We start from the raw sequence: 19142 nt of genomic DNA, 5'->3' as shown, positions 1-19142 counted from the left end.
GGCCGGTACGAGGTCCACATCGTCGGGCTTGAGCAGTCGGGGACGGCCTCCCGCCGACTGGAGGTCCGGTAAGGCCGGGCCGGTCTCGTCGAACCGGTGGATCTCATCGCACAGGGCGTCCTCATCTGACTGCGCCAGCGGTGTCGGGCTCCGAGGTCCTTATCCGAGCGCCCTACGGCAGCTTCTCGGGCCATGGGGCGGCGCAAGGAGAGCGCTGGGACGGTGGGGCGCCGCATCCGGCGTCCCGGAACCTCGACAGGAGGCAGCGACTTGACAGAGAACTGGGCGGTCCCGGGCTCGGCCGGGGCCGATCACGAGCAGTTGCGGGCGTTCGATGAGCCGGAGACGGCATCGGCAGGGCGGCCCGCCTTGCGCGAGCACTTCTTCGACCGGCCCGCCCTCGAGGTGGCTCCCGAACTCCTGGGTGCTCTGGTGGTCTCGCGCTCGCAGCGCGGCGTGACGGCGGTGCGTATCACCGAGGTGGAGGCGTACGAGGGGCCGGACGATCCGGCCTCGCACGCGTTCCGGGGCCCGAACCGGACCAATCGAGCGGAGTTCGGGGCCCCGGGGACCTTCTATGTGTACCGGACGCACGCGGTGCATCGGTGCCTGAACGCCGTCTGCGGACCAGGGCGGCGTCCCGCTTCGGTGCTGCTCCGGGCCGGCACCGTCGTGGAGGGAGCAGACGCGGCGCAAGAGCGACGGGGGCCTGGGGTGCGGGCGCGCGACCTGGCGCGTGGCCCGGCCAACCTCGCCCGGGCGCTGGGCATCGCCGATCTGCGTCATGACGGGCAGTCAGCATGCGACGCGGCGGCGGAGTTGTTCCTCGCCGAGCCCGTCGGGGGCGTCTCGTCCGCGGGGGTCGGCCGAGGGCCGCGGACCGGGGTGGGCGGCCCTGCTGCTTCGTACCCCTGGCGCTTCTGGATGCTGGGCGAGTTGAGCGTCAGCCCCTATCGGGCGCACCCGGGGCACCGCCAACGGATGAGGGCGGAGGGCTGACCCCTCCGCCCTCCTGGAACACCCTCGGGTGCCGGGGCCGCTCTTCGGAGGCGGCGGCACCCGAAGGGGTTTCAGGCGAAGACCGAACGTGCGCCTTCGCTGTCCTTATCTGCGGCCACGCACACCCGGCCCCTGCGAGTTGAACACCTCAGGAAAGTCCGTAGGCCGGGCCGGCTTGCCCCCGCGCCTCCCAAGACGGCGTCTGGCGACACGGCGGCGGCCCGACCGAACAGAAAGCGATCAGTGATGACTCCGATCAGTCCCACTCCCGAACCGGATCCGCGCAGGTGGCGCGCGCTCGGGATCATCTGCCTGGTGCAGGTGATGCTGCTCCTTGATGTGACCGTGGTCAACGTCGCGCTGCCCCCCATCCAGCGCGATCTCGGCTTCACGACCACGGGCCTGGCATGGGTCGTCAACGGCTACACCGTCACCTACGGTGGGTTGCTGATGCTTGGCGGGCGCCTCGGTGATCTGCTCGGCCGCAGACGCCTCTTCCTGACCGGCTTGGCGATCTTCGCGCTGTCGTCGGCGAGCGCCGGAGTGGCCCAGCAAGCCGGTGTACTGATCGCCAGCCGCTTCGTACAGGGCGTCGGTGCGGCACTCGTCAGCCCGGCGGCCCTGTCCCTGGTGACGCTGCTGTTCACACAGCGGCAGGAAAGGGCACGGGCCATGGCCATCTGGAGCGGCCTGGCCGGAGCTGGTGTGGCCCTGGGAGTCGTGCTCTCGGGCGTCCTGACCACCATCGCCTCCTGGCGTTGGATATTCTTCGTCAATCTGCCCATCGCCGCCTTCGCGTTTTTCGCCACCTTCAAGCTCGTCTCCGAAAGCCGGGCCACCAAGCGCGGTCGGCCTGACGTGCTCGGCGCCATGACGGTCACCCTCGGTCTGCTCCTGGTCGTGTTCGGCCTCCTGGAGAAGGACAGCCACGCATGGCTCTCGTTCTCCGTCCTGGGCTGCGTCGGAATCGGTGTGCTCTGCTTGATCGGGTTCGTGCTGGTGGAGGCCCACGTCGCCCAGCCCCTGATGCCCCTCGCATTCCTGCGCTCACGTAACCGGAGCATCGCCAACCTCGTTCGTATCTGCTACTACGTCGGCTTCGCCACCCTCTTCTTCTCGCTGAGCCTGTATGTCCAGCGCATACTGCACTTTTCCGCGCTCGCGACCGGATTCGCCTTTGTACCGTTCGGGTTGGTCATTCTTTTCAGCGCCACCGTGATGGCACCGCGCATCCTTCCCCGGTTCGGTCTGCGGGCCCTGAACGGAGGTGGGCTTGCGGTCACCACGGTCGGCTACCTTCTCCTTGCCGGGCTGAGCAGCCACGGCACCTATGTGGCCGACGTGCTGCCCGGACTGATCCTCGTGCCGCTGGGAGGCGGCCTCGTCCTCGTCGGATCCACTGTCGCCGGAGTGGACGGCGCCACCGGTGAGGACGCGGGCATCGCCACCAGCATGAACAATGCGTCCATGCAGATCGGCAGTGCCATCGGTCTGGCTGCCCTGGTCTCACTGGGCACCGGCCACGCCGCCGTACTGCAGCGTGCGGGCGCCGACCCGGTGACCGCTGCCGCGCACGGTTACGGCTTCAGCTTCACCATCGCCGCCGGCACTACGGCCTTCGGCGCGTTCCTCGGCTTCGTCGGGATCCACCCGACGCCGAGCGAGACTCCGACGGTGAGGACCGACGCCAGGCAGCGCGTGGTCTGTGCCGCCAGCGGCCAAAGCGCGAGTCCGGGGCCGCGACGGGCCTGGCGGAATGGCGCTGCCGCCGCGTGTCAGGGGACACAGTGGGGCCACGCTCGAAGAGGCCGAGTGTGAACCACGTGTTCGTGCGGCGGCGGTACTCATGGCCCCACTCTTCTCGAACTGCCGCTCCGCATCGCCATCCCCCGCCCGGCCGCCCGGCAGGCGGGTCTCCACCAGGACGCACCGGGCGCGCACGACCAGTACTGCTCACATCACACGCACAGGCAGGACGACAGGCATGACCGCAAACGACCATCTCGACTACTTCAAACCACAACTCGTCGTCATCCCGTGTGGCAGCCGCAAACTGGGCTCGCCCGCACGCTCGGCAGACATCTACGTCGGCTCCTACCACCGAGCATGCCGCAAGGCGGCCGATGCACTGCAACCTGACCGGCTGCTCATCCTCTCGGCACGCCACGGGTTCCTCGACCTCGACGACGTCATCGAGCCGTACGACACGCCCCATGGCGCAGCCGAGGCAGTAACGAGCCAGGTCCTTCTGGAGCAGGCAACCGTGGGGGACATCCTGGGCCTCGACCCCGTGGTGGCCCTCGGCGGCGCACGACACATCAGCCTCGTGCGCTCAGTCTGGCCGCACATCCACACGCCGTTGGCCGGAGCACGCGGCATGGGTGAGCAAATGGCCCGGCTTGCAGCATTGCGCGAAGGACGGGACTACATCTGACACAACGCCACGTGCGGCGGCCGCACGGCGGGTCGGCCTGGCAGCGGCCTTCAGGCCGCACCAACATGGGCCAAGGCGGCACGAGGATCAACCTCGCCGCCCTGCGCCACGGCACGGACTCCTGGCACGCTCTGATGACGGCGTGCCGCTCTCCAGTACGCCACTCAAGACGCTCTGCACGTCGTCCGATGCGGGGAAGTCGTACACATCACTGAGGCGGCGCCCGACGATCTGCTCCGCGTCCTCGTGGGACATCGCTTGCGCGGCTGGGTTGCATGCCACGATCCGAAGCGCCGGATCCAGGACGCACAAGGCGATGGGTGCCTGCCTGAAGAGTGCTTCGAGCACTGCGGTGCCCATGCCGGGCACCGTGTCCTCGTCCGCCGCGGCCTGGAACACGGCCCATGCGACAGAGCCGTCCCTGCGGAGCAATGGCCGCACCCGCAGATCGGCGGCGACCGCGCGACCACTTCGGTGACACAACGCTGCCAGGCCCTGTCCCACAACGTGGCCAGAAGCCGCCGGGGGGCTCTGACCAGGCTTGTTGCGGGCCGTCCCACAACTTCGCCCGCGGAATGCCCCAGCAGTTCCTCCGCGTGGCAGCTCCACTCCACCACGACACCCCCGCCATCGATGACCATCAGCGGAGCATCGCTTGCCACGGCGACCACCTCCGCCACCCAGCTTGCCCAAGAGTGTCGGTTTTGGCAGTACCGGCGCCTCTGTCGCCCTGTTCAGTGGCCGGCGCTCTGGCCGCCGTCGACATGGAGGATCTCTCCGGTGACGAAGGGCGCGTTCTCCAGGTAGACGACCGCATCCACGATGTCACCGACCTCGCCCATCCGGCCGAGGGGGTGAAGGTCGGCAAGCGCCTCGTAGGAGTCGTCCGAGTGCATCGGCGTCTTGACGATGCCGAGGGCGACGGCGTTGCTGCGGACGCCTCGTTTGGCGTATTCGATGGCCAGGGCCTTGGTGGCGGACTGCAGGCCGCCCTTGGTCAGGGAGGCCAGCACCGAGGGAACCGCGGAATTGGCGTGGTCCACCAGACTGGTGGTGATCTGGACGACATGCCCGCCACCCACGCGGAGCATCTGCTCGACCGCGAGCTGCGTGATACGGAAGAACCCGCTCAGATTGACGCCCGTGACCGCGTCGTAGTCCTCCTGCGTGTACTCGGTGAACGGCTTGGCGACGAAGACACCGGCGTTGTTGACCAGCGTGTCGACACGTCCGAAACGCTCGAGCCCGGCCGCGATGACACGCTCGGCCGTGGCAGGGTCGGCGATGTCACCCCGAACGGCGAGAACGTTCGGATCCTCCGAGGCCGCAATGCCACGGGAGGTCGCGACAACGGCGTAACCGAGCTTGCTGTAGGCGTCCACCAGCCCCGCACCGATGCCCTGCGACGCACCGGTGACAACAGCGACCTTCTGGCCGGAAATACCCATGACTTTCCTCTCGGTCAGGACCGGCCACCACGTCGGCGTCGACCAATCACCCGCCGGGCAAACGGTCGAAAATTCCAAGGTGGTACCTAGCTCCGAGGCGTCGTTGCGGCGCATGCCTTCCTGAGGAGAAAGCGCACCCAAAACGCACCACCATGGACATAGTGTCCGAGAATCGCCGAGAGGGCGCCTGGAACGAGCATCTCGCTCCACGTGGCGCACTGTATGACTCATGCCAGACAGCCCCCGGGAGGCCGCCGGTGCGGGGAAACACCGTGAGCCGGCCCTTGCAGACATCAGCGCCGGGACAACGGCGATCAGCTCGGCCCTGAGCGTCCGCCGTGGGCCGGATCCGGGACGATACCCCCTGCACGGCGCCGCCGAGGCCGCCGAGAAGGCCGTGGTCGAGAAGATCGGCCTCGATGGGCCATCGCGAGGGATTTCCCGGGCGCGCCCTGAGTAAGGCGCTCAGGGCGCTGGGCACCCGCCCGACCGCCGAAGAGATGTCCGACCCGGGGCCAGAACCGGTCAGGAGCTGACGGCCGCCGTGTCCGTTCGGTGCGCGGAAAGCAGCGAGAGGCAGTCCTCCCACAGGGCCTTGAGGTGCCGGGTGTCGTTGTAGAGCTTGGCGAACAGCACCTGACCCTCGCGCTGGGCAACGATCGACCGGGCGGCCTGTCGGGTGTCGCCGACGGTGACCTCTCCGCCCTCTCGGGCTTCGATGATGACCTTCTCGACCATCTCCACCTGAGCGTCGAAGATCTGCTGCAGGCCTTCGCGGATGGGCTCGGTCTGGTTGCTCAGCTCCAGGGTGAGGTTGCCGAACATGCAGCCGGAGACCGTCCCGCAGCTCTGCTGACCCGCGCGCAGGCCGGCCTCGGTCTCCTCGAACAGTCGGCGCAGCCGCGACAACGGTTCCGCGCCATCCTGCAGAACTCGGGCCCAGTCACCCACTGGACCTCCCAGTGCTCGTCGAGGACGGCCAGGGCAAGGGCCTCCTTCAACTCGAAGAAGTAGTAGAAGCTGCCCTTGGGCACACCGGCGGCCTTGCAGATCTCGGCGACGCCCAGCGCCGAGTAGCCACGCAGCTCGATGAGCGACTGCGCGGCGGTGAGGATCTCCTCCCTCGCATCAGGAGCAGGCGGACTACAACCTCAAGTACCTCACCGCTGCCGCGCTGATCGACGGCGAGGTGGGACCGCAGCAGCTGAGGGAGGACCGCATCCGCAGCGAGGACGTGCAGGACCTGCTGGCACGGGTCGAGGTCCGTGCCGATGACGTGCTGACCGCCGGCTATCCCGACACCACTCCGGTGCGGGTGCACGTCGATCTGCGCAGTGGTGCTCGACTGTCCCGCGAACAGTCCGACTTCGAGGGCGCCCGCACCCGGCCCCTGTCCTGGCGGCGGGAGGTCGAGAAGTTCCACTGGCTCAGTGAGCCCTACGCGGACCAGGCACTACGACAGGACATCGTCAGCCTCGTCGAGGAACTCGACACGCACCCCGTGGCCGAGTTGACGGCGCTGCTCGCACGAGCGAGCCCCACACCCGTTCGCCCCGCTCGCGCCGGTTCGTCCGAGCCGCGCTGCTCCACCGACCTGCTCCGACCGCCCGATGACCGGTGGCCGACGACAAGAGAGGACGGCAAACGCACCATGAGCACCTTCACCGGGATCACCCACATCGCCATCGTGGTACGGGACATGACCGCCAGCACCGACTGGTACCGGCGCGCGCTCGGATTCGAGCCGTCGGCGGGGTGAGTCCCGGGCCGGTCGACGTGGGGCATCCCCGGCAGATCATGCGTCACGCCGACAGCGGGCTCGTCCTGGCCGTCCACGAGCCGGTGCGACGCAGCGGCGACAGTTCGACCCGTCCCGCATCGGGCTCGACCATTTCTCCCTCGCCGTTCCCGACCGACCCGCGCTGGACAGCTGGGCTCGACGCCTGGACGACCTCGGGGTTCCACATTCGCCTATACGGGACGCCGTATCTCCGCGGCCGACCCGGACGGCATCGCCTGGGAGTTGTGGGCCGCCAAGCCGAGGCACTGAGCAGGCCACGCCAGTCAGCGAGAGCACGGCGCACTCACTTGAGGAGCTCAAGCAGCCGATCTGCCAGAACCGCAGCCGAATGAGGGTTCTGGCCGGTGATGAGGTTGCGGTCCTCCACCATGTACGGCTCCCAGATCGGACCACGGCTGAAGTCGACGCCGACCTTTTCCTTCAACTCCGTCTCCAGCAGCCACGGTGCCCTGGAGGCGAGCCCGACACCTTCCTCCTCCTCATCGGTGAAACACGTGACCCTGTACCCCTTGAACGGCGACTCACCGTGGATCCTGGTGGCGAGGATCGCAGAGGGGGCATGGCACACGATCGCGAGTGGCCTGCCCGAGGCGAGTTGCGCCGTCAGCAGCCGGCCGACGTCGGCGTCGAACGCCAAGTCCGACATCGGGCCGTGGCCGCCAGGCAGGTACACCGCGTCGTAGTCCTCAAGACGGACGTCCGACAGCTTCAGGGGCCGCCGCATCACCTCCGCAGAGCGGATGATGGCCTCCAGTTCGAGGGCCCCCTCCTCACCACCCGCCATCGACGGACGCAAGCTCATCATGTCGACGGTCGGGGTCACGCCGCCGGGTGTCGCCACCACGACCTCATGACCGGCTTCCGTGATCTTCTTGTACGGCACAGCGAACTCCTCAGCCCAATAGCCGGTCGCATATCTGGTGCCGTCCTTGAGAACCCAGTACGTCGCCCCACTCACTATGAAGAGGACTTTCGCCATCACACTCCACCTCCTCACCCCCCGGCCGGCCCGTTGCGGAATTCGACTGTTTCCCAGCCTAGGCGAGCACATGTCCAGACGCATGCGAACAGCTTCTCCACGGCCCATCTCCAGCACCCCAGCCCGAACTCCGAGCAGCGTGTCTCCGAGAACCACCAGGCGGGTTGGCCTCAACTCTGGATTATTCGGCCCGAATTCGAAGAACCGGCATCCCGAGTACACCCATGACCTCCGAAATCGGCCGTGGAGTCGAGCGCTCCAAAGTCCATGCCCTTCGGCACATTTGGGAATCGGGAAGCAGAACCCGAGCCCGCGGCAGACCAGACCGGGACTTCACCGATGCCCGGCTGACCGGCCCGCACACCTTCCAGACGGATCCTGACAGCCCTCAATACGATGAGCGCAGCCAGGCACGACCGGATCCCGCCCGCCTCGACGCGCCGTCTGCCGCGCCCCAGAGGCGATGCATGCTTGGGGAGCCGGCCGCGGCCGCCCACCCGTTCGTGTACGGGTGCGGGCAACGCGTCGGCCTGGAGCAACCGCACTCCTTGAAGAACGACCCCATCCCACGAGCGAGCTGTCGAGCCATGCACCAAGCCTTCCGAGCGGGCGCCGGGCGGCACAGCAGGCCCCTTGCGGCAGCCGCGGCCTCGGTCAAGCCAGGTCCTCGCCCGCGGCGGCGATGTCCGTCAAGCCACCGCCTCGCCCGCCGTGGCGATGTCCGTCACCTCGGCGGCGGGTACCGCGTCGCCCGTCCCGGGCTTGCTGAACTGCGTCCGGTGGAGCTCCGCGTACCGCCCGTCGGCCGCCAGCAGTTCCTCGTGCGTACCCCGCTCCACGATCAGCCCCGCCTCGACGACGAGGATCACGTCGGCGGCCCGCACGGTCGACAGGCGGTGCGCGATCACCACGGCCGTGCGGCCCTCCAGCGCTTCGGTGAGCGCCTCCTGGACGGCCGCCTCCGAGGTGTTGTCGAGGTGGGCGGTGGCCTCGTCGAGGATGACGACGCGCTGACGGGCGAGCAGCAGCCGGGCGATGGTCATGCGCTGGCGCTCACCGCCGGAGAGCCGGTAGCCGCGCTCGCCGACCACGGTGTCGAGGCCGTCGGGCAGGGAGCGTACGAGGTCTTCGAGGCGGGCGCGGCGCAGTACGTCCCACAGCTCGTCCTCGGTCGCGGACGGACGGGCAAGGAGCAGGTTCGCCCGTACCGAGTCGTGGAACAGGTGCCCGTCCTGGGTGACCATGCCGAGGGTCTCGCGCATCGAATCGGCGCTCAGTTCACGGACGTCGACACCGCCGATGCGTACGGCGCCCTCGTCGGTGTCGTACAGCCGCGGCAGCAGCTGCGCGATGGTCGACTTGCCGGCACCGGAGGAGCCGACGAGCGCGACGGTCTGGCCGGGTTCGGCGCGGAAGGAGACACCGCGCAGGACTTCCGAGCCACCACGGGTGTCCAGGGCGGCAACCTCCTCCAGGGAGGCCAGGGAGACCTTGTCGGCGGAGGGGTAGGCGAAGCGGACATCCTCGAACTCCACGGCCGCCGGTCCCTCCGGCACCTTCCTCGCGTCCGGTTTCTCCTCGATGAGCGGCTTCAGGTCCAGCACCTCGAAGACGCGCTCGAAGCTCACGAGGGCGCTCATGACCTCGACTCGCGCCCCGGCGAGCGACGTGAGCGGCGCGTACAGGCGGGTCAGCAGCAGGGCCAGTGAGACGACGGCGCCCGGCTCCAGGGTGCCGCGCAGCGCGAACCAGCCACCGAGCCCGTACACGAGGGCGAGCGCCAGGGCCGACACCAGCGTCAGGGCCGTGATAAACGCCGACTGCGCCATCGCGGTGCGGACACCGATGTCCCGCACCCGCCGAGCGCGCTCCGCGAACTCGGCGGACTCGTCCTCGGGCCGCCCGAAGAGCTTCACCAAGGTGGCGCCGGGTGCCGAGAAGCGCTCGGTCATCCGGGTGCCCATCGAGGCGTTGAGGTTGGCCGCCTCCCGCTGGAGCTTGGCCATCCGGCTGCCCATCCGCCGGGCGGGGATCACGAACACCGGCAGCAGCACCAGCGCGAGCAGCGTGATCTGCCAGGACAGGGTGAGCATCACGGCGAGGGTGAGCAGCAGCGTCACCACGTTGCTGACGACTCCGGACAGCGTGTTGCTGAAGGCGCGTTGGGCGCCGATGACGTCGTTGTTGAGTCGGCTGACGAGCGCGCCCGTACGTGTACGTGTGAAGAACGCGACCGGCATGCGCTGCACATGATCGAACACAGCCGTCCGCAGATCGAGGATGAGTCCCTCGCCGAGCGTCGACGAAAGCCAGCGGCCGAGTATCCCGAGCGCCGCCTCGGCGAGCGCGATGACGGCGATGAGCACGGCAAGGCGGATGACGGTGCTCTCGTCGCCGCCGGACACGATCGCGTCCACGACGCGCCCCGCGAGCACCGGCGTCGCGACGGCCAGCAGCGCGGTCACCACGCTGAGCACCACGAACTGCCCGATGCGGCGGCGGTGCGGGCGGGCGAAGGCGGCGATGCGGCGCAGGGTCGCGCGGGCGAAGGGTCGGCGCTCCTGCTGCGCGGTCATGACGCTGTGCAGCTGTGTCCAGGCTGTGGTCTCCATGCTCATGAAGGAGACACTAGGACCTCAAGCAAAGTTGGGGTCAACCGTCCGGCGACACCTCCCTCCCCTTACCCGGCGTGTCAGCCGCCGTCTCCACGCCCGCAACCCCACGTTGGTGCGGTGTGGAAAGCCTCTCCCGATGTGACAGCGGTACGCCTCCCCCAGGGACTCCCCCGACGCCTGCCTCTCCGGTCTGCCGTCCGGCCGGTCCTGTGCCTGCTCCCGCTCGCTCTGGTCCTCGTGGTCGCGGTGCGCCACCGGTCCGTGCTCATCGAGGGCTTCGGCCATCTGAGATCGGCGGAGTGGCCCTGGCTGCTGGTTGCGGCCGGCGCGACCTGTCTGACCTGGGTCGCGGCGGCCTTCACCCGACAGGGCGCGGTCATGGAGCGGCTGCCCCCGCATCGGCTGCTCGCCACCCAGTTCGCGGCAGGCGCCGCCAACCATCTGCTGCCCACGGGACTGGGCGCCGGCGCGGTCAATCTGCGGTTCATGACCGTGTGCGGCGTGCCGCTCTCCCGCTCGTCGGCCGCGCTCGCGCTGTACCTGCTGGCGGAATCGATCACGCGGGTGGGTCTGCTGTTCGGCCTGCTGATCGCGTTCCCGGGGGCACTGCGGATCGGCACGCTCCTGCCGGACGGGGCGATCGGCCCTCTCCTGCTCGGCCTCGGCGTGGCGCTGGTCGCGGCGGTGACGGTTCTTCTCCTTGTACGACGGCTGCGTGCGGCCGTCTTCTCCTTCCTCTCCACCGCGCTCGGCGAGGCGCGCTCGGTGCACACCCGGCCGACCCGGGCCCTCGCCCTGTGGGGCGGATCGCTCGCCTTCCCTCTGCTCCAGGCGGCCGGACTGGCCGCGGTGGGGCAGGCGCTGGGGCTGCCGGTGTCGCCCGCCCACATGATGGTCGCGTACCTGGCAGCGACGGTCGCGGTCGCGCTGGTGCCGACGCCGGGCGGGATCGGTTCGGTGGAGGCCGCGCTGGTCGTCGCACTGGTCGCGGCGGGCGGTCCGGTGGCCGTGGCGACGGGGGTGGTGCTGGCGTACCGGATCATCACGGTGTGGGTGCCGCTGCTGCCGGGGGCCCTGACGCTCGGGGCGCTGGTCCGCTGGAAGGTCATCTGAGGCCGACTCCGGATGCGCGGCCCACCCCGGGCGACCCCGGCTGTCGCATCCCGGGGCGCCCTCTCCCGTACCGAGGAGCGCCTGGTGGAGACGACCAACGGCTGCACGGCCGCATCTGCTGCACGCTCAGCGACGAGGCATCTCCTCGATGGCGGTGTCCGACGACCCGTTCCCGGCGTGGACCGTCCATGCCACCGGCGGCTGCGATACCGAGGGGTAACCTCGGCGTACACCGTCGGAGAAGGGACAGCACGATGCCGGTCCGGATCGAACGCCAGGGTTACGTCACCACGGTCGTCCTCTCCCGCCCCGAGGCCCGTAACGCGGTGGACGGGCCGACGGCCGCCGAACTCGCCGACGCCTTCAGGGAGTTCGAGGCGGACGATGCCGCGCGGGTCGCGGTGCTGTGGGGCGAGGGCGGCACGTTCTGCGCGGGCGCGGACCTCAAGGCGATCGGCACCGAACGCGGCAACCAGGTCACCGAGGGCGGCGACGGACCGATGGGCCCCACCCGGCTGCGCCTGACCAAGCCGGTCATCGCGGCGGTCGCGGGGCACGCCGTGGCCGGCGGCCTGGAACTGGCCCTCTGGTGCGATCTGCGGGTCGCCGAAGAGGACGCCGTCTTCGGGGTCTTCTGTCGCCGCTGGGGTGTGCCGCTCATCGACGGCGGCACGGTCCGGCTCCCCCGTCTCATCGGCACCAGCCGTGCGATGGACATGATCCTCACCGGCCGCCCGGTCCCCGCTCCCGAGGCGTACGAGATGGGGCTCGCCAACCGCCTCGTCCCCGTCGGCCGCGCCCGCGCGGAGGCGGAGCGCCTGGCCGCCGAGATCGCCGAGTTCCCCCAGTCCTGTCTGCGCAGCGACCGTGCCTCCGTCCTCGACCAGGAGGGCCTGGTCGAGAAGGTGGCCATGCGCACCGAACTCCGGTACGGCATGGACGTGCTGGCCGAGAGCCTGGAAGGCGCCGCCCGCTTCGCGTCGGGTGCCGGTCGGCACGGTTCGTTCAGCGAGCTGTGACGCGGACGGGACCTGCGGCCGGATCGATGGAACCGGCCCAGCGTCCGTCGAGGCACACGGGTCGATTCGGTACGGCAGTGGTGAGGAGGCGTTGTCGGTGCAGGACCCGGTCGTCCTGCGTGACGGTCAGCACCGGCCGGGCGAGGAACTCCGCTGTGCGGAGCACGAATGGGCCGTACGTCATCGCGGGCGCGAGCCGCTTCGGGGCGACCCGGCGCAAAGGCCGAGGAGCGCGCGGGGCGACCACTCCACCAGTTCCAGGTCGAGGAGTTGAGTGCGCCCTGCCGTGGCGGCGTCGGTGACATACGCGCCGGTGAGCCGGTGCACGAGCCAGGCGTCGGAGTTGGTGACGACTCCGTCGCGGGTGAGGTGCCGGCGTATCCAGGCCATCTTGGGTGCGGCGAAGTAGGGGTCCAGGGGCAGGCCGGTCAGATGCCGCAACTCCTCGGCATGCGGGGCGAGTTCGGCACACACGCTCTCCGCCCGCCGGTCCTGCCACACGAGCGCGTCGGTCAGCGGCTCGCCCGTCGACCGGTCCCAGGCGAGAACCGTCTCACCCTGGTTGGCGAGCCCGACGGCCGCGACGGGCTCCGCCGCCTCCGCGAGCGCCCGGCGCCCGGCGGCGACGACGGACTCGTACAACTCGACCGGATCGACCTCGACCAGTCCGCCCGGCAGATGGCGGGGGCGTACGGGAGCGTGGGCGGCACCGATCACGCCCCGCTCGGGACAGATCACCAGGGCCTTGGTGCCGGACGTCCCCTGGTCGATCGCCAGCACCGAACCCGTCATGGCCCTCCCCTGTGATCACCGCGTGCCAGCCTGCTTCAGGGCGTGCCCGGCCGTCAATGGCAGGTCTCCGCAGGCCTGGTGACGGGCGGGCAGCCGTATGCGGCAGGATGAGCGGTCGCCCCGGACTGCGAACACCCGTCCGGGCGTGATCGCGCATTCCCGGATTCGAGCAGGTGGCAAGTGACGACACAGCACTTTCGGCCCACGGGCCTTCTCACCGGTCAGATGGGAGGTCACCAGTGAAGCGCTCCCTCACCCTGGACGACCTGATGGTCGCCGGAATCGCCGTCGCCGCCGGCCTTCTGGCGGCGTTCCTGCTGCGCATACTGCTGCGCTGGCTGGGCAAGCACGCGGACCGCACCCGTTGGAGCGGCGACGACGTCATCGTGGACGCCCTACGGACCGTGGTGCCGTGGGCGGCGATCGTGGGCGGCGCGGCTACCGCGGGAGCGGCGCTGCCCCTCACAAAGACGGTCCAACGCCACGTCAACCAGAGCCTGACCGTACTGCTCATCCTCGTCGTGACGGTGACGGCGGCCCGGCTGGTCGCCGGCCTGGTGCGGACGGTCACCCAGTCCCGCTCCGGGGTCGCCGGCTCTGCCACGATCTTCGTCAACATCACCCGGGTCGTGGTCCTGGCGATCGGCGGCCTGGTGGTACTGCAGACGCTGGGCATCTCCATAGCCCCGCTGCTCACCGCCCTGGGCGTCGGCGGTCTCGCCGTCGCGCTCGCCCTCCAGGACACCCTCGCCAACCTCTTCGCGGGCATCCACATCCTCGCCTCGAAGACCGTCCAGCCCGGCGACTACATCCGGCTGAGCAGCGGCGAGGAGGGCTACGTCGTCGACATCAACTGGCGCCAGACGACCGTCCGTCAGCTCTCCAACAACCTGGTCATCATCCCCAACGGCCAGCTGGCAGGGACGAACATGACCAACTACAACCGCCCGGAGCAGGAGCTGACCATCCTGGTCCAGGTGGGCGTCGCCTACGACAGCGACCTGGAGCACGTCGAGCGGGTGACGACCGAGGTCATCGCGGAAGTGATGCACGACATCACCGGCGCCCTCCCGGACCACGAGCCCGCCATCCGCTTCCACACCTTCGGGGACTCCCGTATCGGTTTCACCGTGATCCTCGGCGTGGGCGAGTTCAGCGACCAGTACCGGATCAAGCACGAGTTCATCAAGCGCCTGCACAAGCGCTACCGGGAGGAGGGCATCCGGATTCCGTCACCTGCGCGGACGGTGGCCCTGCAGCCGGGTGGAGCGGAGCTCCTGGAGTCGGGCATCCCCCAACAGCGCGACGCCACGACACGGGCGTAGAGCCGGGCGAAGCGAGTCCGCCCGGCTCCCTGCTCCATATCGTCAGAGGGTGGCGGTCGAGTCGGGGTAGTGGCCGGGCTCGCGGTGGCGGGGCGTTACCAGGCCCGGGGTCACCGGGGTGACCGTCCAGTCGGGGTGGTTCGGCATGCGCGGTGTCTTCGTGCCGTACAGCCAGTCCTTCAGGAAGCCGGACTGGTCCTGGCCGGAGATCTCGGAGGCGACCGCGATGTAGTCCTCGGTGGTCGCCGCGGAGTTGCGGTGGCGCTCCAGGAAGGTGCGCTCGATGAGGTTGAAGACGTCCTCGCCGACCACCTCGCGCAGCGCGTAAAGGACCAGGACGCCGCCCAGGTACCTCTGGCTGTCGAAGAGGTTGGCGGCGTTCGGCGCGGCGACCGGGCCGGAGGACTGCCGCCACAGGTCGCCCTTGGCGTAGGTGTCCTTCATGCGGGCTTCCATGCTGGTGAGGCCGAGCGAGTCGGCCCAGCCCCGCTCGTAGCGGTAGAGCAGTCCGTAGAAGTCCGCGTGACCCTCGTTCAGCCACAGGTCGGCCCAGGTGCCGGGGCTGACGCTGTTGCCGAACCAGGAGTGGACCAGCTCGTGCATCATGTGCGAGCCGATCTTCTTCTCCTCCTGGAGCAGGAAGTTCGGCTTGTAGAGCGTCAGGGTCTGCGTCTCCAGGCCCGTGAAGTCGAAGGCGTTCGGGGCGTCGGAGTTGCACGGCAGCAGGCCGTACGTCTCGAAGGGGAAGGCGCCGAGCCGCTGCTCCAGCCACTCCAGCAGCCCGGGGGTCAGGGCGAGCGCGGGTTCGAGGGCGCCGGCCCGCGCGCTGGGGACGACGTCGCGCAGCCCCAGTCCGTTCGGCCCCTGACGTTCCTTGACCGTGTAGTCGCCGACTGTTATCTGCACCAACTCGGTGGCTATCGGGAATCGGGAACGGTAGGTGTACGCGGTCCGGTCGCCGTCCCGGCTCTCCGTGCGGACCAGGGTGCCGCTCGCGACACCGCGCAGGCCGTTGGGGACGGTGATGCGGAAGCTGAAGGCCGCCTTGTCCGTGGGATGGTCGTTGCACGGGAAGACGGTGTGTGCGGAGTTCGGCTGCGGGCACACCGCGAATCCGTCGGGGGTGGGGACCCATGCGGTGTGGGCGAGCGCCTTGCTCGGGTCGGCGGCGTAGTCGACGCAGACCGTGACCCGGGCCCGGTCGGGCAGGATGCGGTCGGGCGTGACGCGCAGCTTTTCGTCCACCTGGTCGAAGGTGGCCGGGCGTCCGCCGACACGCACGGCTCGGATGTCCAGGCCGAGTGCGTCGAGCGAGAAGCGGGAGAGGTCCTGGGTCGCGCACAGCGTCAGGGTCGCGGTGGCGTCGACCAGGCGGGTCGTCGCGTCGTACGAGAAATCGAGGTGGTAGGCGGCCACCCGGTAGCCGTCGTTGCCGAGGGCGGGGAAGACGGGGTCTCCGAGGGTCTCCGCGCCCGGGGCGCCCTCGCCTCGTAAGGCCCGGGTCTGCGCATACGCCGCGGGTGCCGCGGCGAGCGCGGCGGCCGTGCCGATCAAGGCGGCCGCGGGGGCCGTCACTCTGGTGCGATATCTCATGGTTCGCTTTCGTTCGGACGGCCGGGGCCGGCGGCCCTGCCGTCGGATCGGGTGGGTGATCTACTTGAGGTACGCAAGAGCGAGCGGTGCGGTTGCCCGCGGCGCACCACTTCCCGCTTTCACATGGGCTTCCGCTTTTCACTGGCGCCTCGGCCGCCCTGATCGGCCGCGGCCTGAGGGTGCCGCCCGCTCGACCCGGCGCGGACCCCTGTCGAGTCGGGGTCGCTCACGAGATATCTTGATGTCGAGCAATGTTGCAGACGTGGAGCGGAGCACCCGGTGACTGACTCGACCATCATTTACACGCACACTGACGAGGCCCCGGCCCTGGCGACCTATTCGTTCCTGCCGGTGGTCCAGGCGTACGCCTCGCAGGCGGGTGTCACTGTGGAGACCCGTGACATCTCGCTGGCCGGGCGCATCATCGCCCTCTTCCCCGAGTTCCTCCAGGAGGGCCAGCGCATCGCGGACGCCCTTCACGAGCTCGGAGAGCTGGCGAAGACGCCCGAGGCGAACATCATCAAGCTGCCGAACGTCTCGGCCTCGGTCCCGCAGCTGAAGGCCGCGATCACCGAGCTGCAGGGGCAGGGCTACGCGCTTCCGGACTACCCGGACGAGCCGAAGTCGGACGAGGAGCGCGACATCCGCGCCCGGTACGACAAGGTCAAGGGCTCCGCCGTGAACCCGGTGCTGCGTGAGGGCAACTCCGACCGCCGCGCCCCCGCGTCGGTCAAGAACTACGCCAAGACCCACCCGCACCGCATGGGCAAGTGGTCGTCCGAGTCGAAGACGAACGTCGCCACCATGGGCGTCGACGACTTCCGCTCCACCGAGAAGTCCGCGGTGATCGCCGAGGCGGGCTCGCTCCGTATCGAGCTGACCGGCGACGACGGTTCCACCACCGTGCTGCGCGAGTCCGTACCCGTCCTCGCGGGCGAGGTCGTGGACGCGTCCGTCATGCACGTCGCGCCGCTGCGCGAGTTCCTCACGGCGCAGATCGCCCGCGCCAAGGCCGAGGGCGTGCTGTTCTCGGTGCACCTCAAGGCCACGATGATGAAGGTCTCCGACCCGATCATCTTCGGCCACGTCGTGCGCGCCTTCTTCCCGAAGACGTTCGCGAAGTACGGCGAGGTGCTCGCCGGTGCCGGTCTGACCCCGAACGACGGTCTCGGCGGCATCTTCAAGGGCCTGGAGGCGCTGCCCGAGGGCGCCGAGATCAAGGCGTCCTTCGACGCCGAGCTGGCCGAGGGCCCGGAGCTGGCCATGGTCGACTCCGACAAGGGCATCACCAACCTGCACGTCCCGTCCGACGTCATCGTCGACGCCTCCATGCCGGCGATGATCCGCACCTCCGGCCACATGTGGGGCCCGGACGGCCAGGAGGCCGACACCCTCGCCGTCCTGCCGGACAGCAGCTACTCCGGTGTCTACCAGGTCGCCATCGACGACTGCCGCGCCAACGGCGCCTTCGACCCGGCGACGATGGGCTCGGTCCCGAACGTCGGTCTGATGGCGCAGAAGGCCGAGGAGTACGGCAGCCACGACAAGACCTTCGAGATCCCGACCACCGGTACGGTCCGCCTCGTCGACGAGGCCGGCAATGTCGTCCTGGAGCAGGTCGTCTCCGCCGGCGACATCTTCCGCGCCTGTCAGACCAAGGACGCCCCGATCAAGGACTGGGTGAAGCTGGCCGTCAGCCGCGCCCGCGCGACCGGCGACCCGGCCGTGTTCTGGCTGGACGAGGACCGCGCGCACGACGCCGTCCTCATCGAGAAGGTCAAGCAGTACCTGCCGGAGCACGACACCGAGGGCCTGGACATCCGCATCCTGTCCCCGGTCGAGGCGACCAAGCTCTCCGTGGAGCGCATCCGCCGCGGCGAGAACACCATCTCCGTCACCGGCAACGTGCTGCGCGACTACCTGACCGACCTGTTCCCGATCCTGGAGCTGGGGACCAGCGCCAAGATGCTGTCGGTCGTCCCGCTGATGGCGGGCGGCGGCCTCTTCGAGACGGGCGCCGGCGGCTCCGCGCCGAAGCACGTGCAGCAGCTGGTCAAGGAGAACTACCTGCGCTGGGACAGCCTGGGCGAGTTCCTCGCGCTGGCGTCCAGCTTCGAGCACCTCGCGACGACCACGGGCAACGCGCGCGCCCAGGTCCTCGCCGACACCCTCGACCGCGCGACGGCGACCTTCCTCAACGAGGACAAGTCGCCGACACGCCGCGTCGGCGGCATCGACAACCGCGGCAGCCACTTCTACCTGTCCCTGTACTGGGCGCAGGAGCTGGCGGGGCAGAGCGACGACGCGGACCTCGCCAAGACGTTCGCTCCGCTCGCCGAGACGCTCGCCGCGCAGGAGCAGACGATCGTCGGCGAGCTCATCGCCGTCCAGGGCTCCCCGGCCGACATCGGCGGCTACTACCAGCCCGACCCGGCCAAGGCCGCGGCGGTCATGCGCCCGTCGACGACCTGGAACCAGGCGCTGGCGACCCTCGCCTGACATACGCACCACCCCGCGGACCCCGGTCCGTGACGGTGCCGCCCCGGCCGGATCCTCCGGTCGGGGCGGTTGCGTATGACGGGTACTCGGTCGGCCTCATGTCTCCAACCGTGTGCGCCGCATGACACGGGAGTCACACCCGTCCGGCATGCGGGCCCGGAGTCCGACGCAAGCCCTGCGCTCGTACGAACCGACCTTCTTGCACGGTCGGTTGCAGACCGAGGACGAGGTCCGTCAGATCGGGCGGATGTTCTCTGCCTGCAGACCCTTCTGGCCCTGGACGACGTCGAACTCGACCTTCTGGCCCTCCTGAAGCTCCCTGAAGCCCGATGCGCTGATGTTGGAGTAGTGGGCGAATACGTCAGGGCCGCCCTCGTCCTGGGCGATGAATCCGAATCCCTTCTCGGCGTTGAACCACTTCACGGTGCCTGTAGCCATGATCGTCTCTCTTTTCACTCGAAGCGGTGCCGACGACTCGGCCTGTGGCCGCTCCGGGGGTGCTCACGCGATGCATACCACTCGGCG

Annotated in this window: 15 protein-coding genes and 3 pseudogenes; 8 read left to right on the top strand and 10 right to left on the bottom strand. The window is 69.4% G+C overall.

The features are described 5' to 3' along the window. The first annotated feature begins 270 nt into the window (after window positions 1–270). From ACZ4RZ_RS17605 to ACZ4RZ_RS17595, 3 genes are all read left to right on the top strand, one after another. The gene (locus tag ACZ4RZ_RS17605; RefSeq protein ID WP_467745497.1) at window positions 271–999 is read left to right on the top strand and encodes a DNA-3-methyladenine glycosylase; all 729 of its coding nucleotides are present in this window, start codon (window positions 271–273) and stop codon (window positions 997–999) included. 246 nt (window positions 1000–1245) lie between these two features. Then, window positions 1246–2817 (top strand): MFS transporter, encoded by a 1572-nt coding sequence (locus ACZ4RZ_RS17600; RefSeq protein ID WP_467745496.1) that lies wholly within the window; start codon window positions 1246–1248, stop codon window positions 2815–2817. Between the two features lie 166 nt (window positions 2818–2983). After that, window positions 2984–3433, top strand: a complete 450-nt coding sequence (locus tag ACZ4RZ_RS17595; RefSeq protein WP_467745494.1) for a DUF6884 domain-containing protein — start codon at window positions 2984–2986, stop codon at window positions 3431–3433. Between the two features lie 87 nt (window positions 3434–3520). Here ACZ4RZ_RS17595 and ACZ4RZ_RS17590 read toward each other — a convergent pair whose 3' ends face one another. From ACZ4RZ_RS17590 to ACZ4RZ_RS17575, 4 genes and pseudogenes are all read right to left on the bottom strand, one after another. Beyond that, complete coding sequence (locus ACZ4RZ_RS17590; RefSeq protein WP_467745492.1) at window positions 3521–3793, bottom strand: PAS domain-containing protein; 273 nt, start codon at window positions 3791–3793, stop codon at window positions 3521–3523. A gap of 170 nt (window positions 3794–3963) precedes the next feature. Beyond that, window positions 3964–4095 (bottom strand): annotated as a pseudogene (locus ACZ4RZ_RS17585) (PAS domain S-box protein); the annotation flags it as partial. Between the two features lie 72 nt (window positions 4096–4167). Continuing rightward, window positions 4168–4881, bottom strand: a complete 714-nt coding sequence (locus ACZ4RZ_RS17580; RefSeq protein WP_467745490.1) for an SDR family NAD(P)-dependent oxidoreductase — start codon at window positions 4879–4881, stop codon at window positions 4168–4170. Between the two features lie 525 nt (window positions 4882–5406). Further along, window positions 5407–5996: pseudogene (locus tag ACZ4RZ_RS17575) on the bottom strand (TetR/AcrR family transcriptional regulator). 59 nt (window positions 5997–6055) lie between these two features. On the opposite strand from ACZ4RZ_RS17575, the gene ACZ4RZ_RS17570 reads away from it, so the two are divergent. After that, window positions 6056–6640 (top strand): VOC family protein, encoded by a 585-nt coding sequence (locus tag ACZ4RZ_RS17570; protein WP_467745797.1) that lies wholly within the window; start codon window positions 6056–6058, stop codon window positions 6638–6640. Window positions 6641–6965: 325 nt separating this feature from the next. Here ACZ4RZ_RS17570 and ACZ4RZ_RS17565 read toward each other — a convergent pair whose 3' ends face one another. Both ACZ4RZ_RS17565 and ACZ4RZ_RS17560 read right to left on the bottom strand, forming a co-directional pair. Beyond that, on the bottom strand, window positions 6966–7661 hold the full coding sequence (locus ACZ4RZ_RS17565) for a type 1 glutamine amidotransferase domain-containing protein (RefSeq protein WP_180292776.1): 696 nt from the start codon (window positions 7659–7661) through the stop codon (window positions 6966–6968). Between the two features lie 689 nt (window positions 7662–8350). Then, entirely contained in the window at window positions 8351–10279 is a 1929-nt protein-coding gene (locus tag ACZ4RZ_RS17560) for an ABC transporter ATP-binding protein (RefSeq protein WP_467745488.1), read from the bottom strand. Between the two features lie 135 nt (window positions 10280–10414). On the opposite strand from ACZ4RZ_RS17560, the gene ACZ4RZ_RS17555 reads away from it, so the two are divergent. After that, a complete protein-coding gene (locus ACZ4RZ_RS17555) occupies window positions 10415–11389 on the top strand; it encodes a lysylphosphatidylglycerol synthase transmembrane domain-containing protein (protein WP_467745486.1) in 975 nt (324 codons plus the stop codon). A gap of 254 nt (window positions 11390–11643) precedes the next feature. Beyond that, the gene (locus ACZ4RZ_RS17550; protein ID WP_467745485.1) at window positions 11644–12408 is read left to right on the top strand and encodes a crotonase/enoyl-CoA hydratase family protein; all 765 of its coding nucleotides are present in this window, start codon (window positions 11644–11646) and stop codon (window positions 12406–12408) included. On the opposite strand, the gene ACZ4RZ_RS17545 is transcribed toward ACZ4RZ_RS17550, so the two are convergent. Both ACZ4RZ_RS17545 and ACZ4RZ_RS17540 read right to left on the bottom strand, forming a co-directional pair. After that, complete coding sequence (locus tag ACZ4RZ_RS17545) at window positions 12395–12574, bottom strand: hypothetical protein (protein ID WP_467745483.1); 180 nt, start codon at window positions 12572–12574, stop codon at window positions 12395–12397. The genes ACZ4RZ_RS17550 and ACZ4RZ_RS17545 overlap by 14 nt on opposite strands. Before the next feature lie 62 nt (window positions 12575–12636). Beyond that, window positions 12637–13200, bottom strand: a pseudogene (locus ACZ4RZ_RS17540) (FGGY family carbohydrate kinase); the annotation flags it as partial. Window positions 13201–13439: 239 nt separating this feature from the next. On the opposite strand from ACZ4RZ_RS17540, the gene ACZ4RZ_RS17535 reads away from it, so the two are divergent. Then, window positions 13440–14525, top strand: coding sequence for a mechanosensitive ion channel family protein (locus ACZ4RZ_RS17535; protein WP_467745481.1), 1086 nt, complete (start codon window positions 13440–13442; stop codon window positions 14523–14525). Window positions 14526–14567: 42 nt separating this feature from the next. On the opposite strand, the gene ACZ4RZ_RS17530 is transcribed toward ACZ4RZ_RS17535, so the two are convergent. Beyond that, entirely contained in the window at window positions 14568–16118 is a 1551-nt protein-coding gene (locus tag ACZ4RZ_RS17530; RefSeq protein WP_467745480.1) for a M1 family metallopeptidase, read from the bottom strand. Between the two features lie 279 nt (window positions 16119–16397). On the opposite strand from ACZ4RZ_RS17530, the gene ACZ4RZ_RS17525 reads away from it, so the two are divergent. After that, a complete protein-coding gene (locus ACZ4RZ_RS17525) occupies window positions 16398–18617 on the top strand; it encodes an NADP-dependent isocitrate dehydrogenase (protein ID WP_467745478.1) in 2220 nt (739 codons plus the stop codon). Between the two features lie 234 nt (window positions 18618–18851). Here the strand turns inward: ACZ4RZ_RS17525 and ACZ4RZ_RS17520 are convergent, their stop codons facing one another. Then, window positions 18852–19055, bottom strand: a complete 204-nt coding sequence (locus tag ACZ4RZ_RS17520; protein ID WP_399079458.1) for a cold-shock protein — start codon at window positions 19053–19055, stop codon at window positions 18852–18854. Window positions 19056–19142 lie beyond the last annotated feature (87 nt).

The organism is Streptomyces sp. NPDC027189 (genome assembly GCF_055566975.1).
Note: the sequence above shows the minus strand (reverse complement) of the source record. Positions and strands in the feature narration are given on the sequence as shown.